Below are 16228 nucleotides of genomic sequence, written 5' to 3'. Positions count from 1 at the left end.
ACAGGCGAAAGATCGTGCACGACCGCTCAACGATGCTCCCAACACGGCTCCCGACATCGCGGCAGGATGAAGGGTGGAAGCTCGAAGGCGACACATGGAGGCGATCATCGACCTCGTCTTACTTCTCCTGTCCTGCTGCGTCGCGGTGGTCTCCGCGGTCGGCGCGCTGAGGGTGCGACCGGCCCGCTACCCGGCCCACGCCGATGTCGGCAGGGACCGGCTCGCCTACCTGGCGGGCGGCCACACCCGCGTCGTCAACGCCGCGCTCGCCGAACTCGTCGCGAGGGGCACGGTCACGATCTCCGCCACGCGGCGCATACAGGTCTCCTCCTCCGGCCCGGAGGCGCGCGGACCGATCGAGACCACCCTCGTCGAGGCCGCCCGCGGCTCCGATGACGGGTTGGAGGTCCATCTGGCGCATCAGGCCGTCATGGACGACGACGTCAAGCGGCTCGTCGGCAAGGGTTGGGTGACCGAGCGGGCGGCGGAGCGGGCCCGCCGGCTGCTGGGCGTCACGACCGGCGCCGCCGCGCTGGGCCTGGTCGTCACGCTCGTCCTGCTGGGTCTGCGCGCGGTCCCCGCCGCGGGCCTAACGTACGCCGCGGCCGGGGTGTTCGGCCTGGCCACGGCCGCCGGCCTGACCGGCCTCTGGACCACGGGGCGGGTCTCCCGCTTGCTGCGGGACGCGCGGCTCGCCCAACCCCGGGGCGAGCGTCCCGCCCGTCCTTCGCCCGAGGCCATCGGGCGCGGCGTGGCACTGCACGGCCTGCAGGAACTGCCCGACCGCAGAGTCAGGGCCGCGCTCGGCCACCGGCCCCGCCCCCAACCCCGACCCGTCCGGCACACCCGCCGCAAGAGCGGCCGTCGGCGATACGGGGGCGATGGCGGCTACCACCACACCTACGACACCGGTGGCGGCATGGGCGATGGCGGGGGCGGGGGCTGGGGCGACGGCGGCGGCGGCGGAGGAGGGGACGGCGGCGGAGGCTGAAGGGGCCTGCCGGGCCCGCTCGCTTCGCGCCATGGCAGCGGCGTCGAGACAGTCGCGGGCTCGACAGGCCGCCCTGCTACTCTTCTGCGGCACGCGAGACGAGGGAGGTCGATGAATATGGCTGTCAGCCGGCCATGTCGTCATGCCCTTGTCCGGGCCGCCGCACGCTGAGAGCGCGGTCCGGCTCCTCCCAACGACCAGGAGTCTTCGCGTTGTCCACTTTCCAGCTCTCCGGCCCCGACCTGATCACCGACCGCCTCGTCCTGCGGCCGTGGTCGTCCGCCGAACTCGCCGCCGTCCTCGACGGTCCCCGGCCCGCGCACTGGGCCGAGGACTTCCCCTCCGAGGGTGACCGCGTCATCGCCGGCTTCATCGCCGAGCACCCCGCCGCCGCCGGCGAGTACGGCCAGCGCCAGATCGTCGAGCGCGAAACCGGCCTGGTGGTCGGTGCGATCGGCCTGTTCTGGCCGCCGAGCGACGGCTCCCTCGAGATCGGCTACGGCGTCGTGCCGTCCCGCAGGGGCCGCGGCTACGCCACCGAGGCCGCGGGCGCCATGGTCGCGTTCGCCTTCACCGCGCCCGGGGTGCACACCGTGCATGCCGGCGTGGAGCAGGCGAACCCGGCCTCGGCGCGCGTGCTCGAGAAGGCGGGGCTGCGGCTGCTGAGCAGCGACGCCACGACCGCCCGCTACGCGGTCACGCGCCCCGCGTAGTCCAGCCCCGCGTAGTCCAGCCCGCGTAGTCCAGTCGACGGGGTCCAGTCGACGAGGTCCGGTCGACGGAGTTCAGCCGACGGAGAAGGGGACCGGCGGGCCGCCGCCGGTCCCCGTAGGGTCATCCGGATGACCGACAAGATCGACGCGTCCGTCGAGGCCGTGTGCGCGGCCTATCTCGACCTGGCCGACCGGCACGCGCCCGGGCTGGTCGAGGGGCTGTACCTGCAGGGTTCGGCCGCGCTCGGCGACTTCACACCCGGGGTGAGCGATGTCGACTTCGTCGCGGTGATCCCCGAGGGCGCCGACGTTGAGCCGTTGCGCGAGGTCCACGCCCGGCTGAAGGAGCGCGGCAGGTCACCGCACTTCGACGGGCTCTACGTCACCTGGGACGACCTGCGGCGCGACCCCGAGCAGACCCCCGCGCGCCCGGGCGTGCACGCCTGGCGGTTCGAGGCCGAGAGCAGGTTCGAGCGGCACCTGGTGACCTGGCACGTCCTGGCCCAGAGCGGGGTGACGGTCAGGGGGCCCGCCGTCGCCGAGGTCGGCGTCCACACCGACTGGGACCTGCTGGCCCGCCGTACGCGGGAGAACCTGGCGGGCTACTGGACGCGATGGGCGGAGAAGTCGTCCAGGACCACCTCGCTCTGGGGGCTCGCCGCGCTCGTCCCGGCGCAGACGAGCTGGGGCGCGCTGGGGGTGACCAGGCTGCACCACACGCTCGCCGCGGGCGAGGTGACGTCGAAGACGGCGGCGGGCGAGTACGCGCTGCGCCTCTTCGACGAGCGCTGGCACCGGATCGTCAGGGAGGCGCTGCGCATCAGGAAGGGCGGGGCGGCGCTGTACCGCAACCCGTTCGCCCGCCGGGCCGATCTGATCGCCTACATGCGGATGGTGCTGGCGAACGTCCCTTGACGGATCGGCGGCGCCGGGGCACGGCCGGTCTCAGGACCTGGCCACGCCCAGCGCCTCGGTGAAGCGGACGTACCTGTCGAGCTCCTCCTTCACCGGCTCCAGCACCAGTTCCTCGCCCACCTCCGCCACAGCCGACCGCAGCGCCCTCGCGACCCGCCTGGCTCTGCGCCGGCCGCCCAGCCGTGCGGCCAGCCGGGAGAGCAGCGCGATCAGCAGGCCGGCGATCGCCCCGCCGATCAGCAGGACGGTCGGCCACGGCACCTCGCCGACCGTCGGCAGGGGCGGCTCGGGCAGCCGCAGATAGGTCAGCAGGAACAGCACGCCGAGCCACACCGCGCCGAGCACCGTCGCCGCGAACACCAGCCACTGCAGCCCGCCGACGGCCGCCCACCAGCGGGGGCTGCGCGTCACACCGAACGAGGCGGCCGCCACCACCTTGTCGAGCGCCGCCGCCAGCTCGCCTTCGCGCGAGCGGGCCGCGTGCCGTACGGCCACGGCCCACGGCGGGGGCAGCTCGCGCGCGGCCGCCTCGCCGACGTCCCTGATGGCGGTCTCCATGCGGGCCCGCTGCACGGCCGACGCCTCGGGCAGCGAGGTCCTGCCCACCAGCTCGCCCTTCGCGCCGCTCCCCAGCCCCAGCCTGCGCAGCGGGTCGGGCCTGAACCTGCGCATCCACCTGGTCACCGGCCAGCCGGTCGCGGCCACCGCGCGGTGCGTGTGGGCCCTGGCGACCGCCTCCACCACCAGCGGCACGCCCGCCGCCTCGGCGAGCGCCGTCGTGAGCCGCCCCTCTCGCGGGACGGCGGGGCCGGAGTGGTCCGCCGCGCCGGCGGCGGCGAGGCGTCCCGCGGCGGTGGACACGTCCGCCGCCAGGCGGGCCGCCCACGACGTCCGTTCGGCGACGCGCTCCTCCAGCAGGGCGCGCAGCTCGGCCAGCCCGGCGCCGGTCCGCGCCGAGGCGCCCATCACGGGCACGCCGCGCAGGCCGTCCTCGTCGAGCAGGCGGCGCAGGTCGGCCGCGCAGCGTTCGGCCGCGCCCGGCGGCAGCCTGTCGATCTGGTTGAGCACGACCACCATCACCTCGCCGTGCTCGGCCAGGGGGCGCAGGTAGCGGTCGTGGAGGGCGGCGTCTGCGTACTTCTGCGGATCGACCACCCACACCAGCAGGTCGACCAGCTCGACCAGCCGGTCCACCTCCAGCCGGTGGGTCAGCTCGATGGAGTCGTGGTCGGGCAGGTCGAGCAGGACCAGCCCCTGGGGGTCGCCGGTCACCTCGTGGCGGTGCGGCACCTGGAGCCAGTCGAGCAGCGGTCCTGCTCCCGTGCCGTCCCACAGCGCCGCCTGGGCGGTCGAGGTGGTGGGCCTGGTGACGCCCACCGTGGCCAGCTCGCCGCCCGCCAGCGCGTTGAACAGCGACGACTTGCCGCTGCCCGTCGCGCCCGCGAGCGCGACCACCGTGTGGTCGACCGAGAGCTCGCGCCGTGCGCCTGCCCGCTCGGCCACCTCCCGCGCCGCCGAGACCGGCTCGTCGGGAAGCCTGCCCTCCGCGAGCTCCGCCGCCTTCAGCAGGCCGGTCAACCGGTCGTCCAGCGAGGGGATCTCCTCGCGCCGCGACAGCTTCACGCGCCCTCCCCACCCCGCGCCGGCCGCCGCCCGTCCTCGCCCGCCGGGTCCTCCCGCACCTCGACCGGATCGACCAGCCCGCCCGCCAGCTCCGGATCGGCCTGTCCGCTCGCGACCTCCGGATCGGCCTGTCCGCTCGCGAGCTCCGGCGCCTCGACCGCCGGGAGTCCGTTGGTCGGGGCCGCCGGGAGTTCGGCTCGGTGGTCGCGGACCGCGTGCGCCGCCGCCAGCAGTTCGCCCGCCATGCCCTCCGGCACCGACACCTCCTCCAGCAACGACGTGAACCTGGCCGCCTCCGCGTCGAGCAGCGCCTGCACCCTGGACCGCAGGTCCTCCCGCGCCTTGGCCGTCAGCGTCCGCACCGCCTGGTCCCCGAAGATCGCCTCCAGGACCTTCTGCGACAGCACCGACGTGCCGCCCGCGATGCCGATCTCCACCCCCGTCAGCCCGCCCGTGGAGGCGAAGACCGCGAGCATCAGCAGCAGCCCCGCCCCGTTGACCCCGAAGGAGGCCGCCCGCGCGCTGGTGCGCTTGGCCGCGCCCTCCTCCCTGACCAGGTCGAGCACGTAACCCTGCCAGCCGCGCACCACGTCGTCGTAGTCGATGCCGGACGAGGCGCGGCCCAGCCTGGCCGCGGCGAGCGCCCCCGCCTTCTCCAGCAGGTCCTTGCCGCCGGGCGCCGCCGTCCAGCCGTCGAGGGCCCGCTCGGCCGCCGCGTCCGCCGCCCCCCTGATCAGCGCGGCGACGCCGCTCTCCAGCGCCACCCGCAGCCTGGCCTGCGGCGCCTCCCGTCCGGTGAGCACCGCTGACAGCCGGTCGCGCAGCCAGCCGATGCGCGACTCGAGCGAGCGCATGAGGTCGCCGGTGCCGATGAAGTCCTGCCATCGCGCCATCACCTCGCCGCGCAGCAGCGAGCCGTCCCGCATGCCCTCGTCGAAGTCGGCCATCCCGCCCGAGTAGGCCGCCGCGACGATGTCGGCCAGCCGTTCGGCGCCCTTGCGCTGCCTGGCGACGGCCACCGCCAGCGCTGGGACCCTGCTCCCCAGGCTGTCCAGCGCTCCCGCGAGCGTCTGGCGCACCACCCGGGCCCGCGCGGCCGAGGAGGCGGCCAGTCGCGCCAGCCAGTCGTTGATCGGGCGCACGGCGTCGGGGTGCAGCCGCCCCCTCTCCGTCAGCAGCACCGCCTCCTGGACGGTGAACAGCGGCGTGCCCGCGAGGCCGTTGACCTCCAGCAGGCGGGCCAGGTCGGCGGAGACGGGCCCGACCGCGTCGGGCGGCACCCGGTCGAGGATGATCGCGAGCGCGGTGCTCCGCTCGCGCGCCGAGCGCAGGAAGCTCCACGGAACCTCGTCGGCGTAACGGGCGGCGGTGGTGACGAACAGCCACAGGTCGGCCGCCGCGAGCAGTTGCGCCGCCAGCTCCCTGTTCGCGGTCACCACCGAGTCGATGTCGGGCGCGTCGAGCAGCGCGAGACCCTGCGGCAGCGCGGGCGCGCTCACCACCCGCAGCGTGCCCGGGTCGCCGGAGGCTCCTGTCACACGCGGCAGTCCGGGCAGGACCGCCAAGGACATGAACCAGGGCGTGTCGGCCGGGCTCGCCACCAGCGTCGGCGCCAGCGTGGTGGGCCGCAGCACGCCCGGCTCGGACACGTCGGCCCCGACGAGCGAGTTGACCAGCGTCGACTTGCCGGCACCGGTCGAGCCGCCCACGACGGCCAGCAGCGGCGCGTCGATCGCGGCCAGCCTGGGCAACAGGTAGTCGTCCAGCTGTCCCTTCAGCTCGCGCAGCGCTCGCCTGTCGGCCGCCACGTCCCCGATGTCCAGCGGGAACAGCTCGCGGTCGAGCAGGCCCCGCAGCGAACGCAACGCCTCGAGGAGGTCCATGCCCCCACGCTAGCCAGTGGAGCCGAGCTCGTCGGGACCGCCACGACGGATTCGTGGCATTGGTCCGGCTCAGGACTCGGCCGGCGGCTCCCTGAGCACGTATCCGACGCTCCGCAGCGTGTGGATGAGGCGCGGCTCCACGTCGTCGACCTTGCGCCGCAGGTACGACACGTACGACTCGACCACGCCCGCGTCACCGCCGAAGTCGTAGTTCCACACGTGGTCGAGGATCTGCGCCTTGGACAGCACCCTGCCCGCGTTGGCCATGAAGTAGTGCAGCAGCTTGTACTCGGTCGGCGACAGGTGCACCTGCCGCCCGCCGCGCCACACCTCGCGCTCGGTCTCGTCCAGCACCAGATCGGCCACCTGCAGCCGGGCGCCGCCCACCTCCCCCCTGGTACGGCGCAGCACCGCCTGCACCCTGGCCAGCACCTCCTCCAGGCTGAACGGCTTGGTCACGTAGTCGGAGCCGAGCCCGAGCCCGGTCAGCTTGTCGTCGACCGCGTCGCGCGCGGTCAGGAACAGCACGGGCGCCTCCAGCCGCCTGGCCACCTCGAACCCGTCGAGGTCGGGCAGCATCACGTCGAGCACCACGAGGTCGGGCCTGGCCCGCTCGGCGATCTCCACGGCCTCCAGGCCGTCGGCGGCGGTCAGCACCTCGAAGCCGGAGAAGCGCAGGCTGGCGGAGAGCAGGTCGCGAATGCTCGGCTCGTCGTCCACCACCAGGATCAACGCCTCAGGTGTGTTCACCCCGCCAGCGTGCCGCAGCAGCCTGAGGAAAAGCTGAAGGGTTACTCAGGAGCGAGTGGGAGTTCGACCCTGAACGTCGCGCCCTCGCCGGGCACGCTGTGCACGACCACGCTGCCGCCGTGCGCCTCAACCAGCGCCGCGACGATGGCCAGGCCGAGGCCGCTGCCCCTGTCGTCCTCCGACCGGCGGGCGCGCGCGGAGTCGGCCCGGTAGAAGCGCTCGAAGACCCGTTCGGCCTGCTCGGGCGTGAGGCCGGGCCCCTTGTCCACCACTTCCAGGAACACCGTGGCGCCGGCGGCGCCGACCCTGATGGTGACGGGCGTGTCGGCGGGGGTGTGGGTGAGCGCGTTGGACATGAGGTTGCCGACGACCTGGCGCAGCCGTACCTCGTCGCCGGAGACGATGAGGGCGGCCCCGCCCACGACCTCCAGCGAGATGCCGCGTTCGGGGGCCAGGATGCGGGCGTCGTGGACGGCGTCGGCGGCCAGCGCCAGCATGTCGACGGGCCGCATCTGCAGCGGACGCTGCTGGTCCACCCTGGCCAGCAGCAGCAGGTCGTCGACCAGCAGGCTCATCCGGCCCGCCGCGCGCTCGACCCTGGCCAGCATCTCGGCGGGATCGGCCTCGGGGTTCTGCCTGGCGTACTCGGCGAAGCCGCGGATCGTGGTCAGCGGTGTGCGCAGCTCGTGGGCGGCGTCGGCGACGAAGCGGCGCATCCGCTCCTCCGACCTGCTGGCGGCGTTCTCCGACGCCGTCCGCGCCGCGAAGGCCGCCTCGATCTGGGCGAGCATGCCGTTGAGCGCGCGAGCGAGCCGTCCGACCTCGGTGCGCGGGTTGCCGTCGGGCACCCGCCTGCCGAGCTCGCCGCCGGCGATGGCCTCCGCCGTACGCTCGATCTGGGCCAGCGGGCGCATGCTCTTGCGCACGCTCGTGATGCCCACGACGGTCAGGATCAGCATGATGCCGCCGCCGCCGAGCAGTTCGATGAGCGCCAGCCTGCGGGTGATCTGCGTGACCTCGTCCAGGTCCATGGCGATCAGCACGACGGCGTTGTCCGGGCCGCGCACCTCCTGCACCCGCCACTCGCCGTCGCCGGAGACGGCGGGCACGGTCGTCGGCACGGCCGGCGGCGGCACCGGCACGACGGGCAGCTGCCGGTGGTCTGCGTCGAGGCCGCTGACCCACGGGCCGCCCGCCTTGACGATCACGTCGGGCTCCAGCACCAGGTTCTTCAGCGCCGGGGCGCCCCGGTGCTGCACCCGCATGAGCGCCCTGGCGGCCACCACCGAGATCTGCGTGTCCACCCTGTCGATCAGGTAGGTGTGCAGGACCGAGACGCTCAGCACGCCGATGAACGTGAGCCCGAAGGCCAGCAACGCGAGCGTCGCGGCGATCAGCTTGATCCTGAGGGTCATGTCTCGGGAGGGCTGCGCAGCACGTAGCCGACACCGCGCAGGGTGTGGATGAGCCGCGGCTCCCTGTTGTCGATCTTGCGGCGGAGCACCGACACGTACGACTCGACGATGCCCACCTCGCCCCTGAAGTCGTAGTCCCAGACGTGGTCGAGGATCTGCGGCTTGGACAGCACCCTGCCCGCGTTGGCCATGAAGTAGCGCAGGAGCTTGAACTCCGTCGGCGACAGCGACACCGGCCGGCCGCCGCGCCACACCTCGTGGCTCTCCTCGTCGAGCTCGATGTCGGCGAACGTCAGCCGGGGCGGCGGCGCCTGCGGGTCTCCCGCGGTACGGCGGAGCACCGCCCGGATCCTGGCCACCACCTCCTCCAGGCTGAACGGCTTGGTGACGTAGTCGTCGCCGCCGATCGTGAGCCCGCGGATCTTGTCCTCCGTCTCGTCCCGAGCGGTGAGGAACACCACCGGCGTGCCCTGCCCGCTGCTGCGCAGCCGCCGCACGACCTCGAACCCGTCCAGGTCGGGGAGCATCACGTCGAGCACCACGAGGTCGGGCCGGTGCCGCTGCACGGCGGTGACCGCGTCGAGCCCGTTCTTCGCGGTGGACACGTCGAAACCCGCGAACCTCAGGCTCGCGGCGAGTAGCTCGAGGATGTTCGGCTCGTCCTCGACGATCAGCAGGCGTGCTTCCACGGCGTCCATAGTGGCCATCACATCTAAGAATGCCCTTAACGGGCGAGTGCTGGGACAATCCCCGCGATATGCCTGGCTATCGCCAGGCTGGACGTGGCGGCGGGAGAGGGCGCGTTGCGCACCAGCGCGATCCGGCCGTGGAGGTCGACCACGAAGTCGTCGACCATGCCGCCGTCGCGGGAGACGGCCTGGGCGCGCACGCCTCCTTCGGTGCGCGCGAGGTCGGCGGCCGTGATCGCCGGGACGTAACGCCTGGCGGCGCGGACGAACGCGCCCTTGACCGCCGAGCCGTACAGCTCCCGCAGGCCGGTGCGCCAGTGGCGGCGCGCGAGCCTGCGGGTGCCCTCCCAGGTCAGCAGCGCGCGCACGTCGCCGAGCACGGCGTTTGGCCCGACCAGCACCTCGCCGTCGATGCGCCGGGTCAGGTGGACGCCGAGGAACGGGTAGCGGGGGTCGGGCACCGGGTAGATCAGGCCGCGCACCAGGTCCTTGGCCGACCCGGCCAGCGCGTAGTACTCGCCCTTGAACGGCACGATCCGCACCTCGCCCGGCTGTCCCGCCATCCTGGCGACGGCGTCGGTGCCGAGCCCGGCGCACGCCACGAGCCGGTCGAAGGCGAACTTCCGGCGACCGGCCAGGACCTCCACCGCGCTCGCGGTCTCACGGATCGCCCTGACCGGGTGGGCCAGCCGTAGCGAGCCGCCCAGCTCGGCCACGTCGCGGGCGAGCCGGCGGGCGACGGCCGGGAAGTCGGCGATCGCGGTGTGCGGCGAGTGGACGGCGGCGACGCCCACCGCGTGCGGCTCGACCTCGCGCAGGGCCAGCGCGTCGAGCTCGGCGATGCCGGGGACGCCGTTGGCCCTGGCCCGCTCGGCGAGCGCGCGCAGCGCGGGCCGCTCGGCCGCCGTGGAGGCGACCACGAGCTTGCCCACCTCCTCGTACGGCAGGCCGTGCTCGGCGCAGTACTCCCGCAGCAGCGCCATGCCCTCCCGGCACAGGGTGGCCTTGAGCGAACCCGGCTGGTAGTAGATGCCGGCGTGGACGACCCCGCTGTTGTGGCCGGTCTGGTGGGCCGCGACCCGGTTCTCCCCCTCCAGGACGATCACCTCGGCGCCTCTGGTGCGCGCGAGCTCCCGGGCGACGGCCAAGCCGACGATGCCCGCTCCGATGACGCCGATCCGCTCTGTCATATGGTCAAGTGTCCTTCAGCGATGAGCCATCTCACCGTGTCCGCCACGGTGTTCTCCACGGGTCGCAGCGAGACCCCCAGCTCGCGCAGCGTCGGGACGTCGTCGGTGGGGACGAGCGTCAGCATGATGTCGGCGGCGTCGCGGGTCAGCGGGTGGTCGAGGGGCACGACGCGTTTCAGCGCGTCGAGCGTGGAGCCCGTGGCTCGCAGCAGCGCGCCGGGGATCCTGAAGCGCCGCACCCGCCGTCCCGTGACGTCCTCGCAGAGCGTCGCCATCTGCCCCCAGGTCAGGAAATGTCCGCCTAACAGGTAGCGGCGGGCGCCCTTGCCGGGGGTGAAGCACCGGGCGAGCGCGACGGCCAGGTCGCGCACGTCGAGCACGTTCACCCCGCCTGGCACGATCGGCCAGCCCTGCCTGAGCCCGGCCCTGATGCCCTCGTTGAGCGCGTCGAGCGTGGGCTGGCCGGGGCCGACGACGCCGCCGGGGTAGACGATGGTCACGCCGTCGAGATCCCTGGCGTAGCGCTCGCCGTACAGCTTGGTCATGCCGTAGGCGTTGCGCGGCCTGGCCAGCGGGCTGTCCACGGTGATGACGGGGTGGCTGGGCGGCACGAACACCGCGACGGTGGACAGGTGCACGATCGGGTCCAGCCCGAGCTCCACGGCCTGGGCGAGCACGTTCTTCAGCCCGCGGACGTTCGCGCCGTGCAGGTCGACCTCGTGCCCGGTCACGCCGATGTCCGCGGCGGCGTGCAGGACCGCGTCACACTGTGCCAGCGCCTTCCGTACGGCTTCCGCGTCCGTGATGTCCGCCTGGTAGAGGACACCGGGTACCTTGACCACCTTCTTCACCTTTTCCGGATTTCTCACCAGAAGAAGGCATTCATGGCCCGCCTCGCGCAACGCGACGACCGCGTGGGAACCGATGAAGCCCGACGCACCCGTCACCAACACGCGCATGCTCTGGAAGCTAGCGCTTGGATGTTTGCCGTCTCAAGTGCCGGACGGCGACGGTGAATCCTTTCGCGACCGAAACGCCTCTCATAGATGTCCGGCCACCGCGCCGGACCCGGATCCGGAGGTTGTCATGATCGTTGGTGCCGTCATCGCCGCGGCCGTTCTCGTCTGCACGTGCTCCGTCGTCGTGCTGCGCCGAAGGAGCCGCTCGCGTGGCTGACCGTGCCTGGCCCGACGACGTGCTGATCGCCGCCGCCCAGCGTGGAGACGTCGAGTCGATCACCGCGCTGGTCTCCGGCTCCCACCCGCACGTACGGCGATTCGCGCATGCCCTGTGCGCCTCGCCCGAGGACGCCGAGGACGCCGCGCAGGAGGCGCTGATCATCCTGTACCGGAAGATCGGGATGCTGCGCGCCTCCGGAGCGCTGGCCTCGTGGATGTTCCGCATCGTCCGCAACGAGTGCCTGCGCCAGGCGCGGCTGATGCTGCGGCAGTTCCCGCCGGCCGAGGACACCCCGTCATCGGCCGGCACGGCCCTGCCGTCGGCCGAGGACGAGGTCCTGGGCCGCCTGGAGGCCGAAAGGGTCGCGGCGGCGATCGCCGCGCTGCCCGACGACCAGCGCCGGGTGCTGATCATGCGAGACGTCCAGGGCCACAGCGGGCGGATGGTCGCCGACGCGCTCGGCCTCAGCACCGCCGCCATGAAGTCCCGGCTGCACCGCGCCCGCGCCGCGGTTCACGACACACTGCACGGCACCCTCGACACCGCCATCGGAGGCGATGATGACCACTGACGATCGAAGCTTCGCGAGCGCGTCGGTGCCCCGGCACCTGCTCCGCGGGGTGGTGGGGTTCGGCGCGCTGATCGGGTCGCTCGCGCTCGTTCCCACGTTCGGCCTCGCCGCCCTCCTGCTCGCGCCGGTCGGGCTGCTCGCCCTGCGCGGCTGCCCGACCTGCTGGGCGATCGGACTCGCGCAGACCATCTCCAGAGGCCGGTTGCGGCGTTCCTGCGAGAACGGCACGTGCGAGCTGACCGTCGCCCCTCCACGGTCGCACAGTCGAACATGAGTACGATGAGTCTCATGTACGTCCCACCGGAGTGGCCGCCCGAGGTCCGCCCGCCCAGCGTCCCCGACTGGGAGACCTCGGCCGTGGCCTGGCTGCTCGACGCCGTACCGCCCGACTACCGCGGCTACGAGGTGCTCCGCCGCCACCCGATCGCCCTGGCCAGGATGGCCGGCCACCACGTCGACTCGGCCATCGCGGCGGCCAGGGCCGGCTACCGGAGCGCGGCCGTCGACCTCAAGGACCGGCTGCCGCCGCACGCCGTCGAGGCGGTGCTCGACGTCTACCGCGCGGAGGGGCCGCGCCTGGTCCGGCTGGCCCGCTCGATCAGCGTCGTCGAGCGGGCCCTGCGCGGCGAGGCGTTCACCGCAACCTTGCGACAGCGTCCCTGAGCCTGCGCACGTCCCGCTTGCGCGCCTCGTAGGTGGCGCCCACCACCACGAGCAGCAGGCCGCCGAGCGCCATCGGCACCCACCGCGGCACCACGCCGAACAGATCGGCGATCCACGGCGCCAGCTCCCGCACCGCCACCACGGCCACCGTGAGCGCGCCCATGACGGTCGGCGCCTGCAGCCGCCACCTGGCGCCCGCCAGCGTCACGGCCAGCGCCGCCGTACCCAGGAGCAACGCCCTGAGCGGGGTGGCCGCCTGCACCAGGCTCGGCCCGAACGCCAGCGCCAGGCCCGGCCCGTACACCGGCCACGAGGACAGCGCCCTGCCGCGCGCCCCCCACCAGCCGGCGACCAGCAGCAACACCGCGAACGGCAGCGTGTAGGCCTCCACCACCCGCACCTCGAACGCGGCCGCCACCGCGACCACCTCGCCCGCGACGAGCGCCCCGGACAGCACCGTCCAGCCGAACCGCGCCCGCCCCGTTCCGCCCGCGACGCCGCCGGGACCTCGGACGTCCGCCCACAGCAGTCCGGTGAGCGCCGCGACGGCCGCCAGCGCGGGCAGCACCGCCAGCGTCGCCGCCTGCACCGCCAGCGCCCAGCCGAGCGCCAGCGACCCGAGCCAGAGCGCGGCCCCCGCGCTCCCCCGCCTGACCACCGCGTGCCCCGGCCCGCGGGCCGCCACCGCCGCGGCGGCCGCGGCCCCCAGCACCAGCAGGACCAGCACCACCGGGTACGGCACGCGCACCGTCACCGGCACCACCGCCAGCGCGACGGCGCCCGCCGGCACCCCGAACGCCGGCCGGGTCGCCAGCGCCGCCACCGCCCCCGCCACGCCGACCGCGACCAGCGCCAGCGGCCTGCCCCCTGCGAAGGCCGGCGCGCCACTCCACGCGTCGACCACCGGCAGGTACGCCCCCAGCGTCCCGACCAGCACGTCCCCGACGATCAGCACGGCCGCGACCGCCATCAGGACCGCCGTCACCCGCCCGGTGAACGCCGCCCACGAGCCGTCCCGCGCGGCGACCCCCAGCAGCGTCCCGCCCGCAGAAGCACCACCGCCCCCCAGCACCCCAGGACGACCGCCACCCGGCAACACCCCCGTGCCGCCACCGGGCCCCACCGACCCCGGGTGACCGGCACCCGGCATGACCCCCGGCCCACCGCCAGGCCCCACCGGCCCCGGGTGACCGTCGCCTGGCGTCACTCCCGGCCCACCGCCAGGCCCCACCGGCCCTGGGTGACCGTCGCCCGGCGTCACCCCGGGACTGCCGCCGACCTGCCCCGGCCCGGGACGATCGGCGCCCTCGCCCAGAGGACCCGATCCCAGTGCTCCCCCGGAGTCACCCCCCTGCGTCCAGGCGCCCGCGAGAGCGACCGGCCCCTGAGGCGGCGACGGCGCCGACGACTGCGACGGTGCCGACCCCAGCGCCGGTGGCGCGCCTCGCGTGCCGTACCAGCCGAGCAGGGCCAGCGCCGCGCCCACCGCGAGCCCCGTCGCCGCCGCGTCCCTGGGAACCACGCCCAGGCCGTCCAGCGCCAGCCACACCAGCCCCGTACCCGCGAACGACGCCCCCACCAGCGCCGCGGGCCGCCGGTACAGCGCGCCCCACGCCACCAGCAGCACCCCCAGCACCACGTAGGCCACGGCCCGCTCGCTCAGCGACCACAACACCGCGAGCCCGCCGGAAACCCCCGCCGTCCACGCCCACGGCGCAGCACCGCCGACGATCCCCGCCATCCGCGCCCGAGGGCCACCGGCCACCGGCACCCCGCCGGGCCCCTCCGCGCGCGCGGCTGGCCGTCCCGTTCCCTCCATGCGCGCGGCTGCCTGTTCCGTCCCCTCCGCGCGCGCGACTGCCCGTCCCGTCCCGTCCACGCGCACGGCTGCCCGTGCCGTCCCCAGGAGCGCCGCGGCGAGCGTGCACCCCACCGCCACGACCAGCTGGACGGCCACCACCGCCGTGTACGGCAGCCCGTACGCCACCGGCGCCACCAGCACCGCCGCCACCACCGAGACCGGCGCCATCCACCGCGCCCGGCCCACGATCAGCGGCACCGCCGCCAGCAGGACGAACACGACGGGCGCCGACCGCACCATGACGAGTGTCCCCAGACGGAAGGACTCGTCCCCCATCACCGGCGCCTGCAGCAGGGCCAGCAGCGCCTGCGGCACGACCGGCACCGCGCTCACCAGCGCGAGGCCCACCCCGGCATAGGCGTAAGGCGCGCGCAGCCGTACCGGAAGCCACCTGGCCGCCGTCGCCACCGCCAGCGCGGCCACCGTGTACGGCACCACCCGCCAGGCCGACGGCAGCGGCTCGATCAGCAACGCGCCCGCCGCCACGACGAACGCTGTCGCCGACCCGACGGCCGCGACGCCCCTGCCGACCGCCTCGTCCGACCGGAACGCGACGTACCCGCCGACCGCCGCCAGCACCACCAGCCCGGCCGCATGCCACGGCCCGTGGGTGGCGAACGACGCGAGCCCGGCCCACATCAACGTGACCGTCCCCATGACGGCCAGGCACACCGTGGCCGTGACGCGTGCCGCCCGGCCGCGCGCGGCCGACGTCCAGATGGCGGCGTCGAGGGCGACCGTGGCGGCCAGCGCCCCGCTCGTCCAGCCGCCGCCGTGGCCGATCGACAGCAGCGGCAGCGGCGCCTGCAGCAGCACCACCGCCAGCGGCATCGGCACCTTGAGCGGCAACACCCTGCTGTAGCCGGCCGCCGCCGCGGCCACCACCGCGAGCGTGGCCGCGGTGTAGTCCCACCCGTCCAGGCCGCCGACCAGGCCGACCCTGCGCGCCGCGTACCCGTCGAGCAGCATCAGCGCCAGCCCGAGCACGCCGATGGTCTCCGCGGTCGCGTTGAGCCCGCGCCTGAGCAGCAGCGCCGGTACGGCCAGCGTCACCCCGGTCAGGCCCGCGAGGATGGCCGCCCTGCCGCCGATGCCGAGGTGGCCCCAGCTGACGACCGTGAACACGATCGCCGCCACGGCCAGCATGAGGCCGCCGAGGATGAGCAGCACGTTCTGGGCCGTCCGCTTCGACACCTCCGGCCGCGCCGCCTGCCCGGGACCGCCGGCACGCGCACCCCCCGGCACCCAGCCGCCCGCGCCGCCGCCCGCACCACCGCCGGCACCCGCACCCTGCGCCCAGCCGCCCGCACCACCGCCGACAGCCGCACCCTGCGCCCGGCCGCCCGCGACCGGCCCCGCGGGCCCGCCGGCTCCCGCCACCCCCGCGCCGGCGCCTGCCCCCGCATCCCCCGTCGGCCCCGCGCCGGCCCCCTCCTGGCGGCCCGGAGAAGCCGAGTCGCCGGCGAAGGCCCCCGCGGGACCCGGATCGACACCCTGGGGGGCGACCCCCGGCGCGGGCCGTTCCGCCTGCCCCTGGAACCGGGCGCGGTCGGCGCGCAGGAGGGAGAGCAGGTGCTCCCGGCGCGCGTTCAGTTCCGCCTCGCGCGCCCTGAGCCCCGCCAGCGCCCCGTCGACCTGCCAGAGTTCCACCGCTACCGGCCCCGCCAGCGGCAGCGCGCACCGGGGGCATGCCGTCACGGGCCCGTGGAGGGGAAGCCCGCAATCAGGACAGTTCACGTGCATGCGGAGAACAATGCCGCACCCACTTGATGATCGCTTGCGTCT

General features: G+C 74.6%; 15 protein-coding genes. 7 read left to right on the top strand and 8 right to left on the bottom strand.

Annotation, left to right across the window (positions count from 1 at the left end):
- The first annotated feature begins 94 nt into the window (after positions 1-94).
- The 3 genes from ACWENQ_RS36965 (at position 95) to ACWENQ_RS36955 (ending at position 2619) form a co-directional block, all read left to right on the top strand.
- Positions 95-991 (top strand): TIGR04222 domain-containing membrane protein, encoded by an 897-nt coding sequence (locus ACWENQ_RS36965; RefSeq protein WP_452418372.1) that lies wholly within the window; start codon positions 95-97, stop codon positions 989-991.
- 212 nt (positions 992-1203) lie between these two features.
- Positions 1204-1704, top strand: a complete 501-nt coding sequence (locus ACWENQ_RS36960; protein WP_452418371.1) for a GNAT family N-acetyltransferase — start codon at positions 1204-1206, stop codon at positions 1702-1704.
- 129 nt (positions 1705-1833) lie between these two features.
- Positions 1834-2619: a nucleotidyltransferase domain-containing protein gene (locus ACWENQ_RS36955; RefSeq protein WP_452418369.1), complete on the top strand. Its 786-nt coding sequence runs from the start codon at positions 1834-1836 to the stop codon at positions 2617-2619.
- A 30-nt stretch (positions 2620-2649) separates the two neighbouring features.
- Here the strand turns inward: ACWENQ_RS36955 and ACWENQ_RS36950 are convergent, their stop codons facing one another.
- The 7 genes from ACWENQ_RS36950 to ACWENQ_RS36920 all read right to left on the bottom strand — a co-directional run bounded on the left by ACWENQ_RS36950 (position 2650) and on the right by ACWENQ_RS36920 (position 11116).
- The gene (locus ACWENQ_RS36950; protein ID WP_452418367.1) at positions 2650-4242 is read right to left on the bottom strand and encodes a GTPase family protein; all 1593 of its coding nucleotides are present in this window, start codon (positions 4240-4242) and stop codon (positions 2650-2652) included.
- Positions 4239-6125, bottom strand: a complete 1887-nt coding sequence (locus ACWENQ_RS36945) for an ABC transporter (RefSeq protein ID WP_452418366.1) — start codon at positions 6123-6125, stop codon at positions 4239-4241. The genes ACWENQ_RS36950 and ACWENQ_RS36945 overlap by 4 nt, the downstream gene beginning before the upstream one ends.
- Positions 6126-6194: 69 nt before the next feature.
- Positions 6195-6875: a response regulator transcription factor gene (locus tag ACWENQ_RS36940; protein WP_449918493.1), complete on the bottom strand. Its 681-nt coding sequence runs from the start codon at positions 6873-6875 to the stop codon at positions 6195-6197.
- Positions 6876-6916: 41 nt separating this feature from the next.
- Positions 6917-8290, bottom strand: coding sequence for a sensor histidine kinase (locus ACWENQ_RS36935; RefSeq protein ID WP_449918496.1), 1374 nt, complete (start codon positions 8288-8290; stop codon positions 6917-6919).
- Positions 8287-8988: a response regulator transcription factor gene (locus tag ACWENQ_RS36930; RefSeq protein WP_354914324.1), complete on the bottom strand. Its 702-nt coding sequence runs from the start codon at positions 8986-8988 to the stop codon at positions 8287-8289. The genes ACWENQ_RS36935 and ACWENQ_RS36930 overlap by 4 nt, the downstream gene beginning before the upstream one ends.
- A 26-nt stretch (positions 8989-9014) precedes the next feature.
- On the bottom strand, positions 9015-10169 hold the full coding sequence (gene lhgO / locus ACWENQ_RS36925; RefSeq protein ID WP_452418364.1) for an L-2-hydroxyglutarate oxidase: 1155 nt from the start codon (positions 10167-10169) through the stop codon (positions 9015-9017).
- Positions 10166-11116, bottom strand: a complete 951-nt coding sequence (locus ACWENQ_RS36920; protein WP_452418463.1) for an NAD-dependent epimerase/dehydratase family protein — start codon at positions 11114-11116, stop codon at positions 10166-10168. The genes lhgO and ACWENQ_RS36920 overlap by 4 nt, the downstream gene beginning before the upstream one ends.
- Between ACWENQ_RS36920 and ACWENQ_RS36915 the strand changes: the two genes are divergently transcribed.
- The 4 genes from ACWENQ_RS36915 to ACWENQ_RS36900 are packed head-to-tail and all read left to right on the top strand — an operon-like array spanning position 11004 to position 12582.
- Positions 11004-11345, top strand: coding sequence for a hypothetical protein (locus tag ACWENQ_RS36915; protein ID WP_449918671.1), 342 nt, complete (start codon positions 11004-11006; stop codon positions 11343-11345). The two genes, ACWENQ_RS36920 and ACWENQ_RS36915, sit on opposite strands and share 113 nt — an antisense overlap.
- Positions 11338-11919 (top strand): RNA polymerase sigma factor, encoded by a 582-nt coding sequence (locus tag ACWENQ_RS36910; protein WP_449918500.1) that lies wholly within the window; start codon positions 11338-11340, stop codon positions 11917-11919. The genes ACWENQ_RS36915 and ACWENQ_RS36910 overlap by 8 nt, the downstream gene beginning before the upstream one ends.
- The gene (locus ACWENQ_RS36905; protein WP_452418362.1) at positions 11909-12193 is read left to right on the top strand and encodes a hypothetical protein; all 285 of its coding nucleotides are present in this window, start codon (positions 11909-11911) and stop codon (positions 12191-12193) included. The genes ACWENQ_RS36910 and ACWENQ_RS36905 overlap by 11 nt, the downstream gene beginning before the upstream one ends.
- A 14-nt stretch (positions 12194-12207) precedes the next feature.
- Complete coding sequence (locus ACWENQ_RS36900; RefSeq protein ID WP_449918503.1) at positions 12208-12582, top strand: hypothetical protein; 375 nt, start codon at positions 12208-12210, stop codon at positions 12580-12582.
- Here the strand turns inward: ACWENQ_RS36900 and ACWENQ_RS36895 are convergent.
- Positions 12554-16186, bottom strand: coding sequence for an SCO7613 C-terminal domain-containing membrane protein (locus ACWENQ_RS36895; protein ID WP_452418360.1), 3633 nt, complete (start codon positions 16184-16186; stop codon positions 12554-12556). The genes ACWENQ_RS36900 and ACWENQ_RS36895 overlap by 29 nt on opposite strands.
- Positions 16187-16228 lie beyond the last annotated feature (42 nt).

The organism is Nonomuraea sp. NPDC004354, from assembly GCF_053602555.1.
Note: the sequence above shows the minus strand (reverse complement) of the source record. Positions and strands in the feature narration are given on the sequence as shown.